Origin of the sequence: Chitinophaga qingshengii (assembly GCF_014529935.1) — a bacterium.
GTDB classification, from domain to species: Bacteria; Bacteroidota; Bacteroidia; order Chitinophagales; family Chitinophagaceae; genus Chitinophaga; species Chitinophaga qingshengii.
Genome location: NZ_JACVFC010000001.1, coordinates 3552358 through 3570670 on the forward strand (window position 1 = coordinate 3552358; position 18313 = coordinate 3570670).

The 18313-nt window shown below is 47.1% G+C and carries 13 protein-coding genes and 3 tRNA genes; 13 read left to right on the forward strand and 3 right to left on the reverse strand.

Annotation, left to right across the window (positions count from 1 at the left end; genetic code table 11):
* The first annotated feature begins 90 nt into the window (after nucleotides 1-90).
* The 4 genes from ICL07_RS13830 to ICL07_RS13845 all read left to right on the forward strand — a co-directional run bounded on the left by ICL07_RS13830 (nucleotide 91) and on the right by ICL07_RS13845 (nucleotide 4572).
* Entirely contained in the window at nucleotides 91-2136 is a 2046-nt protein-coding gene (locus ICL07_RS13830) for a M13 family metallopeptidase (RefSeq protein ID WP_188088490.1), read from the forward strand.
* Between the two features lie 117 nt (nucleotides 2137-2253).
* Nucleotides 2254-2373, forward strand: a complete 120-nt coding sequence (locus ICL07_RS32795) for a GxxExxY protein (RefSeq protein ID WP_425490617.1) — start codon at nucleotides 2254-2256, stop codon at nucleotides 2371-2373.
* Between the two features lie 55 nt (nucleotides 2374-2428).
* Nucleotides 2429-3478 (forward strand): carbohydrate-binding family 9-like protein, encoded by a 1050-nt coding sequence (locus tag ICL07_RS13840; RefSeq protein WP_188088898.1) that lies wholly within the window; start codon nucleotides 2429-2431, stop codon nucleotides 3476-3478.
* Between the two features lie 5 nt (nucleotides 3479-3483).
* On the forward strand, nucleotides 3484-4572 hold the full coding sequence (locus ICL07_RS13845) for a family 10 glycosylhydrolase (RefSeq protein ID WP_188088491.1): 1089 nt from the start codon (nucleotides 3484-3486) through the stop codon (nucleotides 4570-4572).
* A gap of 103 nt (nucleotides 4573-4675) precedes the next feature.
* Here ICL07_RS13845 and ICL07_RS13850 read toward each other — a convergent pair whose 3' ends face one another.
* Together ICL07_RS13850 and ICL07_RS13855 are read right to left on the reverse strand one after the other, a co-directional pair.
* A complete protein-coding gene (locus ICL07_RS13850; RefSeq protein ID WP_223151831.1) occupies nucleotides 4676-6949 on the reverse strand; it encodes a GH92 family glycosyl hydrolase in 2274 nt (757 codons plus the stop codon).
* Between the two features lie 171 nt (nucleotides 6950-7120).
* The gene (locus ICL07_RS13855; RefSeq protein ID WP_188088492.1) at nucleotides 7121-8347 is read right to left on the reverse strand and encodes a glycosyltransferase family 87 protein; all 1227 of its coding nucleotides are present in this window, start codon (nucleotides 8345-8347) and stop codon (nucleotides 7121-7123) included.
* Nucleotides 8348-8626: 279 nt separating this feature from the next.
* Between ICL07_RS13855 and ICL07_RS13860 the strand changes: the two genes are divergently transcribed.
* Nucleotides 8627-10480, forward strand: a complete 1854-nt coding sequence (locus ICL07_RS13860; RefSeq protein WP_188088493.1) for an ABC transporter ATP-binding protein — start codon at nucleotides 8627-8629, stop codon at nucleotides 10478-10480.
* A gap of 32 nt (nucleotides 10481-10512) precedes the next feature.
* Entirely contained in the window at nucleotides 10513-11601 is a 1089-nt protein-coding gene (locus ICL07_RS13865) for an MrcB family domain-containing protein (RefSeq protein ID WP_188088494.1), read from the forward strand.
* Nucleotides 11602-13149: 1548 nt separating this feature from the next.
* On the opposite strand, the gene ICL07_RS13870 is transcribed toward ICL07_RS13865, so the two are convergent.
* The gene (locus ICL07_RS13870; protein WP_188088495.1) at nucleotides 13150-13362 is read right to left on the reverse strand and encodes a helix-turn-helix transcriptional regulator; all 213 of its coding nucleotides are present in this window, start codon (nucleotides 13360-13362) and stop codon (nucleotides 13150-13152) included.
* Nucleotides 13363-13493: 131 nt separating this feature from the next.
* Between ICL07_RS13870 and ICL07_RS13875 the strand changes: the two genes are divergently transcribed.
* The 7 genes from ICL07_RS13875 to recD all read left to right on the forward strand — a co-directional run bounded on the left by ICL07_RS13875 (nucleotide 13494) and on the right by recD (nucleotide 18313).
* Nucleotides 13494-13748, forward strand: a complete 255-nt coding sequence (locus tag ICL07_RS13875) for a hypothetical protein (protein WP_188088496.1) — start codon at nucleotides 13494-13496, stop codon at nucleotides 13746-13748.
* 491 nt (nucleotides 13749-14239) lie between these two features.
* Nucleotides 14240-14312: transfer RNA gene (locus tag ICL07_RS13880), tRNA-Ile, on the forward strand.
* Between the two features lie 15 nt (nucleotides 14313-14327).
* Nucleotides 14328-14392: transfer RNA gene (locus ICL07_RS13885), tRNA-His, on the forward strand.
* 7 nt (nucleotides 14393-14399) lie between these two features.
* Nucleotides 14400-14486 (forward strand) — tRNA-Tyr (locus ICL07_RS13890).
* Between the two features lie 541 nt (nucleotides 14487-15027).
* Complete coding sequence (locus ICL07_RS13895; RefSeq protein ID WP_188088497.1) at nucleotides 15028-16122, forward strand: slipin family protein; 1095 nt, start codon at nucleotides 15028-15030, stop codon at nucleotides 16120-16122.
* A gap of 53 nt (nucleotides 16123-16175) precedes the next feature.
* Nucleotides 16176-16382, forward strand: coding sequence for a YwbE family protein (locus tag ICL07_RS13900; RefSeq protein ID WP_188088498.1), 207 nt, complete (start codon nucleotides 16176-16178; stop codon nucleotides 16380-16382).
* Between the two features lie 101 nt (nucleotides 16383-16483).
* Complete coding sequence (recD, locus tag ICL07_RS13905) at nucleotides 16484-18313, forward strand: exodeoxyribonuclease V subunit alpha (protein WP_223151832.1); 1830 nt, start codon at nucleotides 16484-16486, stop codon at nucleotides 18311-18313.

Sequence of the window (18313 nt, forward strand, 5' to 3'; positions counted from 1 at the left end):
CTATCGCTCAATATACATAGTATTAAGTTCATTTTAAGCTGCCAGTGGTCAAAAAAATTTATCTTTCCAGCCTTAAACCAATTAGCACTTATGAGGAAATACCTGTTCACAGGCGTCAGCATTGCCAGCATTGCATGTATGACCGCCTGCAACCAGGGTCAGTCGGGCACCCAACAACAAACCACGCCCGACGTCCTGGCCGCCAACGTAGACAGCACCGTAAACCCCGCACAAGATTATTTCGACTATGTCAACGGTGGATGGATCAAACAAAACCCTATCCCGGCGGAATATAGTTCCTGGGGCATCGGCAACCTGGTAAAAGAAGAGCTGTACAAACGTCTCCGTCTTATCAACGAACAGGCAGTGGAAAAACCGGGCGATGATATCTCCCGTAAAATCGCAGCCTTCTGGAAAAGCGGGATGGACTCTGTCGCCATCAATGCCGCCGGTATTAAACCTATCGAGGCCGATCTGAAAGCTATCGATGCCGTAACCAACACCGGGGAGTTAATTACCCTTGCCGCACAGCAGAACATCTTCACCAATGTTTTCTGCAGCCCTTACATTGCACAGGATGCTAAAAACAGTGAAGTAATTGCACTGCAGTTTTACCAGGGTGGTCTCGGTTTACCTAACCGCGATTACTACTTTAATACTGATGACCGTACCGCCAAAATCAGGAAGGCATACCCCGCGCATATTGCGAAAATGCTGCAGTTCACCGGCATGGACAGCAGCGCCGCCAAAGCGGCTGCTGCCAGCGTAGTAGAGCTGGAAACCATTCTGGCCAAATCCAGCCGTAAACTGGCTGATCTGCGCGATCCGGAAGCCAACTATCACAAAATGGCCGTGAGCGATTTAAATAAGATCGCCGGTAATATTGACTGGGCCGGGTTTATCAAACAACAAGGCATTAACAGTCACGCCGATACGATCATTGTTGGTCAGCCTGAGTTCTATACCGCATTGAGCGGTGCAGTAAAATCGCAGCCACTGTCTACCTGGAAAAATTATCTTAAATGGCACCTGATCAACAGCGCAGCTTCCACGCTTAGCGATAACATCGCCGACACGGACTTTGCTTTTTATGGTACCCTGCTGAAAGGTCAGGAGAAACAGAAACCTCGCTGGAAACGTGTACTCGATACTGAAGAAGGCGCAATGGGTGAGGCTCTGGGGCAGCTGTTCGTAAAAGAATTCTTCAATGCTACCGCTAAAAAACGCTATGAAAACCTCGTAGAAGATATCCGCGGCGCACTGAAAACACGTATCGAAAACCTTACCTGGATGAGCGACAGCACCAAACAGAAAGCACTGTATAAGCTGTCTAAAATCACTAAAAAAGTAGGTTATCCTGATAAGTGGAAAGACTTCTCCGCAATGGCTATCAAAGAACAGTCATACGCAGAAAACGTGAAAGCCGCGCAACAATGGTGGCATAACTACCAGGTCAACAAACTGGGTAAACCGGTAGACCGCACCGAATGGGACATGACCCCCCAGACGTACAATGCCTACTACAACCCCAGCAACAACGAAATCGTGCTGCCTGCCGGTATCTTCACCGTTCCCGGCAAACGCGACGAAGAACTCGACGACGCCATCGTATATGGCTACGCCGGCGCTTCCACCATCGGTCACGAAATCACACACGGCTTCGATGACGAAGGCCGTCAGTTTGATGCGGATGGTAACCTGAAAAACTGGTGGACCAAAGAAGATGAAGCGAAATTTAATCAACGTGCAGCCGTGATGGTGAAACAGTTCGATTCCTATGTAGTAGTAGACTCCCTGCGTATCAACGGTAAAGCTACCCTCGGCGAAAATATTGCAGATCTTGGCGGTATCCTGCTCGGTTGGGATGCATTCCAGAAAACAGAGCAGTTCAGGAAAAATCAGCCGATCGCCGGTTACTCTCCGTCACAGCGTTACTTCATGGGATACTCCCTGGGTTGGTTAAGCCACACCAAAAAAGAAGACCTGGCGAGGAGAGTATTGACAGATGTACACTCACCTGCTAAGTTCAGGGTGAATGGACCTTTCAGCGATGTGGATGCTTTTTATAAAGTGTATGGATTGAAAGAAGGGGATGGTATGTGGAGAGCGGATAGTCTTCGCGTGAGGATTTGGTAGGATACCTTTTCCCTGTTTATAGAAACCTGATTGGAATACACTTTCCAATCAGGTTTTTTTATTCATACAGCTGTTGTAATTTGAGCAGACAGTTTGTTTTAACCCTGTAATGCACACATTGCGCAAACTATTAACTATCTTGAGGCGCATAATATTGAAATTGGATTGCTAATTAATTTCGGAGCTACCAGCTTAGAGTTCAAACGAGTCAGAAATGGGAAGTTCATTCAAACGTGAGCGACGGAGGAAACCGGTCGCCCGTCTTTTGGTTATTGCTATTGGGTTATTTGCTATGAGTGCTGATGTATCAGCCCAAACATTTTCGGAAGCCTTCAAACCATTTACCGGTACACCCCGCCACTATGTATGTTATCATACACCGGACAGTGTTACGATTGATGGCAAGCTGTCGGAAAAATCCTGGGAACAGGTACCCTGGACGGCAGATTTCGTGGATATTGAAGGAGATGCCAAACCCAAGCCACCACTGCGTACCCGCGTAAAAATGATGTGGGACGAACATTACCTCTACATTGCAGCGGTGATGCAGGAACCACACATCTGGGCTACTTTAAAAGACCACGATGCGATTATATTTCAGGACAACGATTTTGAAGTATTCATCGATCCGGACGGCGACACGCACCAGTATTTCGAACTGGAAATCAATGCTTACAACACCGTGATGGACCTGTTCATGAGCAAGCCCTATCGCCTGGGCGGCAACGCATTGCTTAACTGGGATACTAAAGGGCTTAAAACCGCCGTTCATATTAACGGCACCCTCAATCAGCCTAACGATAAAGACAAGGAGTGGACGGTGGAAATGGCGATACCCTTCAATGCGCTGCGTTTCTTTAATGATGTACGCCGTCCTTCCGATGGCAGCACCTGGCGCATCAATTTCTCAAGGGTAGAATGGGATACCGACATAAAAGACAACCAGTATGTGAAGCTGAAAAAGCCGGAACACAACTGGGTATGGTCTCCACAGGATATCATCAACATGCATGCACCTGAAAGGTGGGGATACCTGCAATTCAGCACACAGCCCACAGGCAGTGCGGCCGTACCTTTCCAGCTGCCGGCTACCGAACCTGCCAAACAATACCTGTGGCAGCTCTTTCATGAGCAGGTACGCTACTTTGAGGGTCACGGTAAGTTTGCCGCTAACCTCCGGGAGTTGAAAATGCCCTCCCAACAAACCGCCGCCGACGGCGCCACTTACACACTGCAACTGGAAGGCATCAGCAACCAGTTCACCGCCGGTATAAAGGGCAGCAATTTTAACGGTACGATTTACATTAACCAGGAAGGTCGTATCACCATCGACAGAAAATAACGCTTATGAATAAACGTAATTTTATCAAGGCAATGGGACTGGGTGGTCTGGCACTGGCCAAACCGGCGCTCCCCGCCCTCGCAGCAGGTACCGCGAAAGCGGCGCAGTCCATGGAGAAAATGGGTGTACAGCACCGGGTATGGATTAATCCGAATCCTAAAGAAAAGGCAGACGAACTGAAAAAACGTTACGCTACCTATCGCAAAGCAGGCATCACCGATCTGTTTTTTGAAGCCGATAGCGAGGTACATTTCAGAGCAGCCCAAGCCAGTGGTATCAAAGCGCATCGCTGGATATGGACCATGAACCGGGGCGAAAAAGAGCTGCTGGCCAGTCATCCGGAATGGTATGCCGTGAACCGCAAAGGCGAGTCCTGCTCCAATCATCCTCCTTATGTGGATTATTACCGCTGGTTATGTCCCAGCAAACCGGAAGTGGTGAACTATCTGAAATCACAGGTAGAACAAGCGCTGTCCAAAGATTACGTAGATGGTATCCATCTTGACTACGTCCGTTTCTGCGACGTTATCCTGCCGGTAAATCTTTGGAGCCACTATGGTATCGATCAATCGAAGGAATTGCCGGAATATGATTTCTGTTACTGCAGCGATTGCCGCAGTGCTTATAAAACAACCTATGGCAAAGATCCGCTGGAAATAGAGCATCCGGATCAAAGTCCGTCCTGGCGTAAATTCCGCTACGACCGTATTACGCACGTTGTAAAAAATCTTGCACAGGTAGCAAAGCAACATAACAAACCGATTTCCGCGGCGGTATTCCCTACACCGGAAATAGCGAAACGTATTGTACGCCAGGACTGGACCAACTGGCCGCTGAATGCAGTTATGCCGATGATCTACCACGGCTTCTACCGTGAAAACATTACCTGGATAGGCGATGCCGTAGCTGAAGGCGTGAAGACATTACATGGTGCGTTCCCGTTATATGCCGGATTGTATCTGCCTGATTTTAATAACAATTACAATGATCTGCGCGAAGCCGTGAAACTGGCTGTAGACAATGGCGCTGCCGGGGTTTCCATTTTCGGTAGCATGACGCCGGAAGTATTACGCGTATTGGCGGAAAGCGTATAAATTTTGTTATTTAGGAATTTAGTTATTTTAATGCCCATTACCTGGACCTTTTTTAAATAACTAAATTCCTAACAACAATAATTAAATATCTAAATAACAAAATCTACAAATTGTTTGCGGGTCTGTCTGCTACCGCTTTACCAAAGTTATAGTTCGGTTTGCTGCCCATGGTTACTACCATTGTTCCACCTTTCACCAGATCCTGGTGAGTAATGAAACTCTTCGTATATGGTTTACCGTTAAGTGTCATGCTTTGGATATAGATATTATCCTTGCTATTATTGATCGTTTGAACGGTAAAGGTTTTACCTCCTTCGAGTTTCACCGAAGCCTTGTCAAACAGGGGGCTACCCATCACATATACGCCATTGGCGGGGTTTACAGGGTAGAAGCCCAGGGAAGAGAAAACGTACCAGGAAGACATTGCACCACAGTCTTCGTTACCGGCGAGGCCTTCCGGCTGGTCGAAATAAAACGCTTTCATCACCTGTCTTACTTTCTCCGCTGTTTTCCATTGATTACCTGCGAAAGCATACATGTAAGTCACATGATGGCTGGGTTCATTACCATGCGCATACATACCGATCAGGCCGGAGATATCGCTGGATGCTTCCGCGCCCATATCGCCTTTAGCCGTGAAGAGGCTATCCAGTTTACGGGTAAACGCCTCATCGCCACCCATCAGGTTGATCAGGCCTTCCACATCCTGTGGTACCAGCCAGGTGTATTGCCAGCCGTTGCCTTCCGTGAAATCGCCTTTCTCGTGGATAGAGTTAAACGGATCGTAGGGTGTTTTGAAGCTGCCATCAGCCATACGCGGACGTACAAATTTGATGCTGCTGTCAAAATAGTTTTTATAGTAGGCTGCCCGTTTTTTGTAGTATTCGTAATCTTCCTGTTTGCCCATCTTTTTAGCCATGGCAGCGATACACCAGTCGTCGATCGCATATTCCAGTGCTTTGGACACGGATTCATATTCTTTATCTGCCGGGATATAACCTCTTTCCTTTACATATTTAACACCCAGGTCATCGCGCATGGAAGTAGCTTTCATGGCTGCAAAAGCATCTTCTGCATTAAAGCCGGTGAACCCTTTCAGATAGGCGTCTACGATAGGGGGCACCCCATGGTAGCCTACCATACAGTTGGTTTCGCTACCCATGAGCGGCCATACCGGCAGTTTGCCCTGCTGTTTGTGAATGGTGATCATGGAGTTGACGAAACTGTTCACTTTCTCCGGATGGAGGATAGTGGTCAGCGGCGCCGCAGAGCGGTAGATATCCCAGAGAGAGAAAACGGAGTAGTTATCGAAGCCTGGATTGGGATATACTTTTTTATCGGTGCCACGGTAGCTGCCATCGTGATCGTTGAACAGCGCGGGGTCTATCATGGTGTGATACAGCGCTGTGTAGAACACGCGGCGGGCCGCTTCATCTTTGGTTTGAATATCCACCTTGGACAGTTCCTTATCCCATTTGGCATTGGCGCTGTTCACTACTTTAGCGAAATCCCAACCCGGCATTTCGGCGTTGATATTAGCTAATGCATTGGCGCTGCTGACAGGGGAGATGCCGACTTTCAGCATGACCTGTCCCGGAGATTTTTCAAAGGAGATGACGCCTTTTACTTCTTTTCCTTTCAGGGAGATGCCTGCCTGTTTGTTATCTCCTTCAAATACCTGGAATTGTTTTACCGGTACGTTGGATTTAATGGTGAACCATACACGCTGATCTACCGCCCAGCCTTTGGAGTAGCGGTAGCCTTCGAGGGTGTAGTCATCTACCTTGCGGATAAAGGTCTCTACCGGAGCATCCCAGCCGATGCCTTCCTTCAGGTCGATGATGATGTTGGAAGGTTCATTTTTCGGGAAGGTATATTTATGTAACGCCACCCTTTCAGAGGCAGTCAGTTCCACGTCGATATTGTAATCGTCCAGTTTTACCGCATAGTAACCCGGGCGGGCTTTTTCGCGGGCATGGGAATAATGGGAGCCATAGCCGGAAGTAGGGTTTTCCTGGGTACCGCGGTTGGTGCGGACTTTACCGGTGTAAGGCATCATCAGCACATCGCCCAGGTCGCCGATACCGGTACCGCTTAGGTGCATTTGAGAAAAACCGATCACAACACTGTCGGAGTAGTGGTAACCGGAGCACCAATCCCATCCTTTAACGATGTTGGTAGGTCCTACCTGAACCGCGCCATAAGGCACGCTGGCACCTACAAATACGTGACCGTGGCCACCGGAGCCGATATAAGGGTCGACTGCCGCTACCGGTCTGCTTTCAATAAAGCCCTTTTGCTGCGCCGATGCCGGGATACCGTTAAGCATCAAGGCCGACAGGGTGAGCGCGCCACCGATCCTAAATCCCATATTCATAACTAAATCCTTTTAGCAAGCTAATATACGGGGTCAGCGGCACTTTTTAATGACTTTTTTTTCACGCAAAGGGCGCAAAGGTGAAAGTAAGGGCGCAGAGGCGCGAGTAGCAAGCGAAGATGAGGCGAGTAGTTCGCGAAGATGCAGCGAATGGAGCGCGAAGATTAATTACTAAAGTTGTCCCGCTGGTTCGAGCGACGTCGTCGCTTCCTCCGGCTTCGCCGGTTTTTTCAGGAACTGTTTGGTATATATCTCCACGGCAATCATCAACCAAAGTACCAGACAAGGTAATGCTTTCAGCGCATAAGGCACTGCCAGGTTCTTTCTGACCCAGGGGGTCACCACATCGGAATGAGAGAAGCTCACCAGCAATATGGCGAAAAACAGGAATATATTATTTAAACGGGTAGCCGGCTGTAATACATACCAGATGCAGATAGCAGGAATAGCGATAATATAAGTAGGTGATTCCGAGCTACTACTAAACAATACCGGGAACATCAACACGGAACACAGCATGTATAAACGATAACGGGAATTGTATCGATACGGTAGCCGGATGTATTGTGACAGGAAAATCAACACCGCAGGGATCAATATATAGAAATCGTTTAAGCCCTGCAGATGGAATACCCGCTGAATGAATCCGCCAGCGGAGATATTCTGGAAGATGGTAGTCACCGCCTCATTCAGCTCATTCTTATGCGCCAGGGCTGCATACCATTCAAAATAGCTGTTTATAACATATTGCGGGCTGGAGATGAGCATCGGTAGCGCAAACAGAACCGCGCCCCAAAGTAACAGGCCACCAATGAGCCGTTTAGGATTACTGCTGAAGAAGAAGAATGCCAGTCCAACGATGCCGTATATTTTCGTCAGCGTTCCCAGTACGATCAGGAATGCCGCCGTCATATCTTTCCCTTTCACGATGCAGGCAAAAGTCAGGATGATAAACGCTCCTATGAACTGGTTCATCTGAAACCAGCCGCTGGCGCCCATTAGTTCCTGTGTACACAACAGCAGAATGATGTTTTGCTGAAGACGCGCCAGCGGTAACTGGCGGATAGCGTAGTACAACACTGCGGCGCCGGTCATAGCCCACAGCAATGCGCCTACTTTGGTTTCCAGTCCGGCGAAAGGCGCGATCACAATACTGAATACAGGGCCATACAGGTTCACATCGTAGTATTCCTGAGGATACTCGATATAAAGGGGTTGCTGATGGATCAGGTGGAAGAATACATTCTTGAAAACGAGGAAGTTATTGATATTGCCCCGGGATATTTCCGTAATGGCGCCAATAAAAGCCAATCCAAACCAAAGGAACATAATCAGCCATTCCTTTTCCCCTAAATATGTCAGCAGGTTCTTTTTACTCTGTACAGCGGTGTGATTCATCGTAGGTCCAAGCTATATGTGTTGATATGACGCAGCAAAAAGCCGCATCCCCCTATTGGAGGACGGCAATAATGTGGTAAAGCAGGTAATTAATCTTCAAAAGAAGCCCACTGCGCAGACTGCAGATTGACGGCAGTCACCGCGCCTCCGATTACAACGGCCGCGGCCACAACTATAACAAAAAGTGCTACCATGTAGATCTGATTTTTTGCATTCTCAGGAACAAATATAGGGAAATGATAACCCGCTTCGCATGGCATTTTTCCGTAAATTAATAGTATGAACAAGTATGGCTCCACTCACAAGAAACGCTCAAGGGCAGCAGAAGATAAGCTCACCTTTAAAGAAAGACTGGCCGCCCTTAGTAATATCCCCGCTTTTTTCCGGATGGTATGGCAAACCAGTCGCGGTTTGACAATTGCGAACGGCCTGCTTCGCATTGCGCAATCCGCTATGCCGCTATCGCTGTTATACGTCGGTAAACTGATTATCGATGAAGTAGTACTGATTGCTAAAGACAACACGCACCATAACACGCAACTGTTATGGCAACTCGTCGCCCTGGAATTTGGGCTAGCCATCCTATCCGACGGTATGAGCCGGGCGATTTCCCTGATAGACAGCCTGTTAGGCGACCTGGTAGCCAACCATACCTCCGTTAGAATCATGGAACATGCCGCCACCCTGGACCTGGACCAGTTTGAGGATTCCGAATTTTACGACAAACTGGAACGTGCCCGTCAACAGACCATCGGGCGTACCATCCTGCTCTCGCAGGTATTCAGCCAGGTACAGGACCTCATTACCATGGGTTTCCTCGCCGCCGGCCTGATCGTCTTTAATCCCTGGCTGATACTGCTTTTACTGGTAGCAGTCATCCCGGCGTTCCTGAACGAATCGCATTTTAACCACCTGCATTACCGCCTCACCTGGGGCCAAACCTCCGATCGCCGCGAACTGGATTATATCCGTTACCTCGGCGCCAGCGACGAAACCGCCAAAGAAGTGAAGGTCTTTGACCTCTCCGACTTCCTCATACAGCGCTTCCGCGTAATCTCCGATAAGTTCTACAACGATAAAAAGAACCTCGAATCAAGACATGCCGTCTGGGGAACGCTGTTCGCCCTCCTCGGCAGCGCCGGTTACTACGCCGCTTATGTCATCATCATCATGCAAACCGTCAGCGGAGTGCTCTCCATCGGTAGCCTCGCTTTCCTCGCCGGTTCCTTCCGGCAGCTGCGGACTACCTTCCAGGGCATCCTGATACGCTTCTCCAGCGTAACACAAGGCGCTATGTACCTCAAAGACCTCTTCGATTTCTTCGAGATACAGCCGCTGATGCGCTCCCCCCAGCATCCAAGACCATTTCCTCGTCCCATCCAGCAAGGTTTCACCTTCGAGGATGTTGGCTTCAAATACCAACACTCCGATAAATGGGCTATCCGTCACCTTACCTTTACCCTCCATGCCGGCGAGAAACTGGCCCTGGTAGGGGAGAACGGCGCCGGAAAAACGACGCTCGTCAAGCTGCTGGCACGGTTATACGATCCCGTAGAAGGCCGTATCCTCCTTGATGGCATCGATCTCCGTGAATATGACCTCTCCGAATTACGTACACAGGTCGGCGTTATCTTCCAGGATTATCAACGCTACCAGATGACGGTCTCCCAGAATATCGCCGTCGGCAACATCGATCAGGGAAACAACCACGCCCTGATAGAAGACGCAGCGCGGCAGAGTCTTGCTGAACCGCTGATTGAAAAAATGCCGCATGGTTACGAACAAATGCTCGGCCGGCGTTTCAATCAAGGTATCGATCTCTCCGGCGGCGAATGGCAGAAGATCGCCCTCGCCCGTGCCTATATGAAAGACGCGCAGTTACTCATCCTTGACGAGCCTACATCAGCATTGGATGCCCGGGCGGAATACAATGTATTCCTTCGCTTCGCGGACCTCACAAAAGATAAGACCGCCGTGTTGATATCGCACCGGTTTTCTACCGTGCGTATGGCCAATAGGATACTGGTGCTGGAGAAAGGGCAGCTGGCCGAGATTGGGAGTCATGAAGAGCTGTTGGAACGGAGAGGGAAGTATGCGGAGTTGTTTGAGCTGCAGGCGGCGGGGTATAAGTAATATTTTGTATTATTGATGCGAACCCATGAATCATGTTGACAGAACTATTCTCTGAATTTATAGATATTTATCCTGGCGAGAAAAATAGTGTTAAGGAATCCACGGATAAATCTTATGCTCATCTTCGTTCAACAAAAATATTAACAGAAGAACTTCCATTATTGCTGCAACAGCAATCGGGGCTTTCTAGCGACCAATATAGCTTCAGAGGATCTGTAGGTAAAGGGTACATGACCGAAGTACCCAACTTGTGCATCCTGGACACAGATATTACCAACTCCCCAGAAAAGGGATATTATCTTGTTTACCTGTTTGATCCCAGAATGACGAAGTTTTACCTATGCTTATCACTAGGATGGACACAGTTCGAGAAAACATATGGCGCTCGAATGGGGCGGAAAATCATTCTCAAAAACCAATACGGGTTAAGAAATCAATTTGACACCAGCACTTCCTTCTCCGCCACAGAACTAGGTCTATTGGCAGAAAGAACACGTACCAAGGGATATATCTACGGCACCGTCTTTCATAAAGTGTATTTTATTGACGAAATGCCAGATGATCAAATGTTGTTGGATGATCTTCAGAAGATGGTGGCATTGTATCAAATGATGAAACTAGAAATAGGCGCTGACATCGTCCATAAAACAGTTCCAACAGAAAATGATTTTCAACAAGAGATACAAACAGCAACACCGGTTCAATTACCTGATGGCCCTATACCCAGGCCACCGCTACAGCCTCGCGCTCCCTCCAAATGGAAGAGGGATGCGGGCATCTCGTCTGATGCGTTAGTACGCGCTCAATACAAATGCGAAATAAATCCTTCGCATGAGACCTTCACTTCTCAGAAGAACAAACACCCTTTTGTAGAAGCACATCACTTCTTACCTATGGCCAATCAAGATAACTTTATCAACAGCCTCGATGTGGTAGAAAACATCATCGCTTTGTGCCCTACCTGCCATAGGGCTTTCCATCATGGAGAAAACGATTACAAAAAGGAGCTGATCCACCGGTTTTATGAAGAAAGGATACTAGGGTTACAACGTAGAGGCATAAACATCTCCGAAGAAGCACTGCTCAATATCTACCTTAAACAAGATGATATCATGGAATAAGAGGTGTTTTACAACACCTCTTATTCATCAGGAATCCTACTGTATCTTGTACCAAGACAATCCATGCACTCCTTTCGGGTGATGCACTGACGCCTTCAAATTACTTCCATTGATCTCGAACCATGGAAAAGAACTGCGTCCGTTAGGATGATACACCGTCGGATAGACTTTGTCATTGGAGATTTCAAACCAAGGCTGCGTATGCGTGCCACTGGCATGATGAACAGTAGTGAAGATTTGGTTATCCCGGATTTCAAATTCGGCTAACCCTTTCCATCCTTCAGGATGGTTGATAGTTCTGTAGATGTACATTGGTTAAAATTTTCGGGTTAAAAACGTGATATAAATTTAAGGGAAAAATGGGAGAGGAGGAAAATCAAGAAATCAAATTTCTTATTCAATCATATAAAATTATTAAATTGTTTTAGGATCAATTAATTGTGATGGTCAATAAGATACCGAAAAACGGTTTCAATTCTTATATGGTACAATTAAAACAACCGAAGTATCCACGCTTTACGGACATTGCGGACGAATTTCAATTCCTTTATGGTATAATTAAAACTGTGCCGTCCGCCGCTTCTTTCAAGTACATATAGTCATTTCAATCCTTTATGGTACAATTTAAACGTCGTTGAATTTTCAGCTGCTCATCTAAACGATCAGTTTCAATTCCTTAATGGTACAACTAAAACACGAAAGATATCGCCCTATCACGGGAAACTAACTAGTTCCAATTCCTCAATGGCACAATTAAAACTGTGTATGTAAAGGCCCTGGGCCTCATGATGGACCTATTTCAATTCCTCAATAGTACAATTAAAACATTGATTACATGACGAAGGTGTATACTGGTATTATATTTCAATTCCTCTATGGTACAATTTAAACCACCTGTTGAGCGATGCAATAAATGGTGAATTACCATTTCAATTCCTCTATAGTACAATTAAAACAGAAGTTCAAATCTGTATTATCCACCGCATTAGGGTCATTTCAATTCCTCTATGGTACAATTAAAACATGGGGGTGCAGATTTGGCTATGTTCACACCATACACATTTCAATTCCTTTATGGTACAATTAAAACAGCGGAAGGAGTGTCGGTATTACTGGTGCCGCGAGTGATTTCAATTCCTTTATGGTACAATTAAAACTGTTCTTGCAGAATCTTACGGGTGGTGCATATAAGCAATTTCAATTCCTTTATGGTACAATTAAAACTGGCAGCCAAAGATTAAAGCTGCCCTTGATTCAAATGTATTTCAATTCCTTTATGGTACAATTAAAACGATAACTGAATTAATGGTTGCCCGGAAGTCACGAATTATTTCAATTCCTTTATGGTACAATTAAAACAAACAATATCATCAATAGGAATATCTGGGATTTGTTCATTTCAATTCCTTTATGGTACAATTAAAACCCTTCAAATTCTCAAATCCCACCCTTACCAGCAGGGCGTTTCCTAACCCAATATACCCATTTTTCAACCTCCACCAGTCGTCGACCTCCAATTATACGATTTACCCCGGCGACCGACGACTTTTAATCTTTCCGTCTCTTCACCAACAGTTCCCCAGCTTCCACCTCCAACACCTCCGCTATCGCAAACAACGTCTCCACCGTAGGCTGAATTTTATTCGTACACCATTTAGAAACAGTGTTAATATTCATCCCTAACGTTTCCGCTAACCATTTATTGGACTTTTGTTTTTCTGCCAGAACAGCTTTAATCCGGTTGAATACTTTCTCACTCATGAAATAGCTTTTAAAGCATATTAATTAGCAAATTAAGCAAAACGGAAATAAAAGCAAAAATTTATTCGCATATAAATATGCCTTCAATGCATATTTTAATTATTTTTAAGTAGAAACAAAACTCCATTGCCATGAACCCCTCCAACTTCCATTTCACCTACCTCACTGCCACAGAAGAAGCAGATCCTATAAAAGCACTCCGCCACTTCTGCGACCTCATGCCACTACAAGAAATAAGAAAAACCTTGCACCTATGGTTAATGGAAACCTTATCCGCAGAAGACACCACCTACGAAAACACCACCGAAAGAGCGCAATTATTATTGACATACAATCAGTTATTATCGCTACTAGACGCAGTGTATAAAATTACGTATAACCCATAACGTTATACAAAACAAAAATTTTTCAATACAACAGAACACAGTACCAACAACGCTTTTAAAGGAATAAAAAATCCAACTTCTTATCAGGATTAAAAAAATATTTTGGAGATATTAAAATAATTTCTCCATCTTTGCATTGTTAAAAAAATCATAAACATGCATCCAATGAATATACATATACAAAAGATCAGCTCAGTAGGCTATAGAGCCTATGAAGGTTGCGGGGCATGTTATGCTACAGAATAGTTGAATCAACGAATTCGATATAACACAGGCCCTGCAAGAGATTGCGGGGCTTTTTATTTAGCATAAAACATGAAAAAGCTAACGATATATCATCACCATAGCAGTATACAGCCACAAGGCCGTAAGCACTCCTATGTCATTAATCGAATACGATCCGGTATTATATCCGCATGAGCAATCATGTGAAAATAATCTAAAACCGGTCGTTGTAAAATGGCCGGTTTTTTTGTTGCCCCAAAAATCCCTGGCCTGTAGCTCAACGGTAAGAGCAGCTGCCTTATACGCAGTGTGTTACTGGTTCAAATCCAGTCTGGCCAACGAAAAAATGGTTTAGGTAGTTCAATGGTAGAACGTCCGATTGTGGTTCGGAAGATCCGGGTTCGACTCCTCGCCTTTACCCTCTTTGTTAGTGCTGCGATGACGGTGTATCGCAATGGTCTGTAAAACCATCGCCTCCGGGCTTAGCAGGTTCGAATCCTGCCACTCACACCAGGCGCAAGCCAGAAATTCTTCCCCGCCGGGGAAGCACGTATCGTTCTGTACGCAAACCAGGTGAGGGTTTTCAAGCGCCCACAGTGCAACGGTAGTAACTGGTTGTATGCTGTTGCGGCAAAACAGATGCGTGATAGTTAAATCTATGGGTAAGGGGTTCGAATCCTCTCTGACTTTATGAAGCCAGTAGCTCATTTGGTAGAGCAATAGAAACAAAAATGGGTTCGACTCCCGTCTCGCAAGAGTTACGCCAAACGGTCAGGCAAAGGACTGAAGATCCTTCAGAAGCGCACACTTCTTTAAAAAGTGCAACTCTTAAAAAAGTCAGGGCTACATGCCCACACAGCCGCGTCAAAAGGGCGCAGCTGCAATCCGGTCAACACCAGCAAAAGGCTGTATAAATCCGTATCGTTCGTATCTCTTAGTTACCTTCCTTCCGCTATAACAGATACGCACCTACGGAGTGAAAGTCTCTTCCGTGAAAACGGGATGGTCAGTACTCCTGGCTTTTTATTTTTCATCCACCCAAAAACAAAAAACAATGAAAAGGGTAATTATCAATGCGTATGAAATCGGGCTCGTCTTCAAAAGGGGCGTATACCAGCGCATGTTGAAAACCGGCAGCTACTGGCTGTTTGGAGAAGATGTGAAAGTGTATGATATCAACGCCGCTTTCACCGCACCGGTAGAACTCAACATCCTCCTGCAGGATAAAGATCTCGCCGATGCCCTGCACGTCGTAGACGTAAAGGAAACGGAAATCGTACTGGTGTACGAAAATGATTTACTGAAACAAGTGCTCACTACCGGGAGATATACTTTCTGGAAAAATGTGATCGATTATAAATTCGTAAAAGCTGATCTCAGCAAAGTGGAGATCACGGAAAATATTGACCGGGCTACGCTCAACCATAAACTAGTGGCGCCGTTCGTGAGATCTTTCACTGTGGAGAACTACGAAAAAGCCATCTTGCTGATCGATGGTAAATATGAGATCACCCTCACCCATGGCACTTACTACTGGTGGAGAAATACCATCTCTATCCTGGTAAGTAAGGTAGATACCAGGCTGCGGCAGCTGGAAATCAACGGTCAGGAAATCCTGACTAAAGACAAAGCGGCACTGCGGCTCAACGCCTGGGCACAGTTCAGGGTAGACAACATCGAAAAAGCCCTGTTGGAAAACAAGGACTACGAGAAACAGTTGTATGTACTGTTCCAGCTGGCTTTGAGAGAATATATCGCAGGCCTGGCCTTCGACGAACTGATGGAGAAAAAAGACGCCATCTCTGCTTTTGTGCTCGATGCGGTAAGCAAAGATGCAGAAGCCCTGGGGATCGCCATCGCCAGCTTCGGTATCCGGGACATTATCCTGCCGGGCGATATCAAAGACATCATGAACCAGGTACTGGTAGCGGAGAAAAAAGCGCAGGCCAATACCATCATGAGAAGGGAAGAAACCGCCAGCACCCGGAGCCTGCTGAACACCGCCAAGCTGATGGAAGACAACCCGATGTTGTTTAAACTGAAAGAAATGGAATACGTGGAGAAAATCGCGGAAAAAATCAATAACATCAGCGTGACCGGCAACGGCGTACTGATTGATCAGCTCCGGCAGATCTTCATCAGCAAATAGTTTTTCAGAAAAGAGTTAACTTTGCGGTTGACTCTTTTCTAATTTTTTCAACTATGCACGGACGTAACCGAAACGATATATACCCAGGCCTGGAGGTAGCGATCATCCTCAAAAAAGATCAGCGCTCCGGCAAACGAACCTACGGCATCGTGCAGGATATCCTGACTTCTGCACCCTTCCACTCCCGTGGTATTAAAGTCCGCCTGGAAGACGGCCAGGTTGGCCGCGTGGCCGAAATCAACGTCACGGAAGAAGACTGACATTTCCACTACATATAAGTACCAATTATCACGTGAAAGGACGTTCCTCATCACGCAGAAAAATCGTACTTTGATGACGTTTCAAGAGTGCGAAAATCCACATGCGTAATATAACTACCCTCAATGATGTTCACCAGCAGTTTGCCGAGTACTTCGAAGTACCGGTCCTGAAGCCGTATGCTTACCTGCTGTCTAAAAAACTCAGTGAGGGACATATCTGCCTGGACCTGGACAGCATCAGCACCGAACAGGAAAACCTGCCTGGATTTTACGAAATCCGGGAAAACGGCCCTGCACCGCTGACAAGCATCCCCCTGGTAGGCAAAAACGGGAACGATTCCCAGCCTTTTGTACTCTTTCAAAACAGGCTGTACCTGCAACGGTACTACCGCTACGAAACCAGTTTCCTACAACATATCAACGACTTTCTCGCCGCGGAAAAAGAACTGCTGCCGGAGAGAATTGCACTGCTGGAACAACAGCAGGCATTGATACAACAACTGTTTCCTGCCGGCGGTGCCCTTCGTGACGGCGACGATCCGGCCGATTGGCAACTGGCAGCGGCCATCACCGGCGTGTTGAATAATTTCACTATCATCACCGGAGGACCGGGTACCGGTAAAACTACCACAGTAGCCAAACTGCTGGCTATCCTGTACGCTACCGCGCCTACGCTCAAGGTAGCCCTGGCTGCACCCACAGGGAAAGCTGCTGCCAGGATGGCGGAGAGCCTCCGTAACACCACTATCCCGGTAGAACCGGCCATCGCCGCGAGGTTCCAGGAACTGAGTCCGTCTACTATTCACCGGTTGCTCAAATCCATTAAAAACAGTCCCTATTTCCGCTACAATAAAAAGAACCCGCTCACCTATGATGTAGTCATCATCGATGAGTGCTCTATGATAGACGTAGCCCTCTTCGCCAAACTGCTGGATGCCATCCATCCGCAGACCCGCCTCATCCTGCTGGGCGATAAAGACCAGCTGGCATCGGTAGAGGCAGGCAGCTTGTTCGGCGACCTGTGCCAGGCACAGGAAAAACTGAACATGTTCTCCGGTGACAGGCTACAGCTGATCAACCGGTTTATAACCGATGACAGCCGTAAAATACCATCCACCCAGGAGCAGCCACCATCAAAACACCCGCTCTTTGAACATCTGGTGGAACTGCGCCGCAGCCACCGCTTTACCGGTAACACCGGTATTGGTAAATTCAGTAAGGCACTGATCCGGAACGATCAGCAGGCCATCCGTAGTTTCCTGCCTGCCGGCAGCGATGAACAGGTGGTGATAGACCAATCCTGCGACCCTGCGCTGTTTGAGCAATTCATCGCAGGGTATGAATCGTTTCTCACGGAAACGGATACCCGCACCGCACTCCGTAAACTCAACGATCAACGTGTACTGGTAGCCGTGAGAGAAGGCGCCCAGGGGCTTTACGCTATCAACCGGGATATTGAGAAATATCTCCATGATCACGGCAAAATCAACATCACCGGGGATTTCTATAGAAACCGCCCGATCATCCTTACCCGTAACTATTACGAACACGGTCTGTTTAACGGGGATACCGGCATCATCCGTCCGGATGAAAACGATGTGCCGATGGCCTGGTTTGAAGATAGCAACGGAGAGTTGAAAGCGGTACTGCCCGGTTATCTCACCCAGGCAGAAACGGCTTTTGCTATGACCATCCACAAAAGCCAGGGATCGGAATTTGGACGGGTATTGGTCATCCTGCCGGATGCGGCCGATGTACCCATCCTGACAAGAGAACTATTATACACCGCTGTCAGCCGTGCACGGACCAAAGTATACGTACAAGGCACCGCGGAAGTGATCCTCGCTGCAGCAGAACGTTTTGTGGCCAGAGCCTCCGGCATTGCCGCCCGCTTCCAGGCACAGGCAGGGGATGTCAAAACAGGAAATTAA

Excerpts from the sequence above, each read along its gene's own strand:
- ICL07_RS13850 (WP_223151831.1), bottom strand. The coding sequence starts at position 6,949 with ATGAATATGGGATTTAGGATCGGTGGCGCGCTCACCCTGTCGGCCTTG.
- ICL07_RS13860 (WP_188088493.1), top strand. The coding sequence starts at position 8,627 with ATGAACAAGTATGGCTCCACTCACAAGAAACGCTCAAGGGCAGCAGAA.
- ICL07_RS13875 (WP_188088496.1), top strand. The coding sequence starts at position 13,494 with ATGAACCCCTCCAACTTCCATTTCACCTACCTCACTGCCACAGAAGAA.
- ICL07_RS13900 (WP_188088498.1), top strand. The coding sequence starts at position 16,176 with ATGCACGGACGTAACCGAAACGATATATACCCAGGCCTGGAGGTAGCG.
- ICL07_RS13840 (WP_188088898.1), top strand. The coding sequence starts at position 2,429 with ATGAGTGCTGATGTATCAGCCCAAACATTTTCGGAAGCCTTCAAACCA.
- ICL07_RS13870 (WP_188088495.1), bottom strand. The coding sequence starts at position 13,362 with ATGAGTGAGAAAGTATTCAACCGGATTAAAGCTGTTCTGGCAGAAAAA.
- ICL07_RS13865 (WP_188088494.1), top strand. The coding sequence starts at position 10,513 with ATGTTGACAGAACTATTCTCTGAATTTATAGATATTTATCCTGGCGAG.
- ICL07_RS13845 (WP_188088491.1), top strand. The coding sequence starts at position 3,484 with ATGAATAAACGTAATTTTATCAAGGCAATGGGACTGGGTGGTCTGGCA.
- ICL07_RS13855 (WP_188088492.1), bottom strand. The coding sequence starts at position 8,347 with ATGAATCACACCGCTGTACAGAGTAAAAAGAACCTGCTGACATATTTA.
- ICL07_RS13830 (WP_188088490.1), top strand. The coding sequence starts at position 91 with ATGAGGAAATACCTGTTCACAGGCGTCAGCATTGCCAGCATTGCATGT.
- ICL07_RS13895 (WP_188088497.1), top strand. The coding sequence starts at position 15,028 with ATGAAAAGGGTAATTATCAATGCGTATGAAATCGGGCTCGTCTTCAAA.
- recD (WP_223151832.1), top strand. The coding sequence starts at position 16,484 with ATGCGTAATATAACTACCCTCAATGATGTTCACCAGCAGTTTGCCGAG.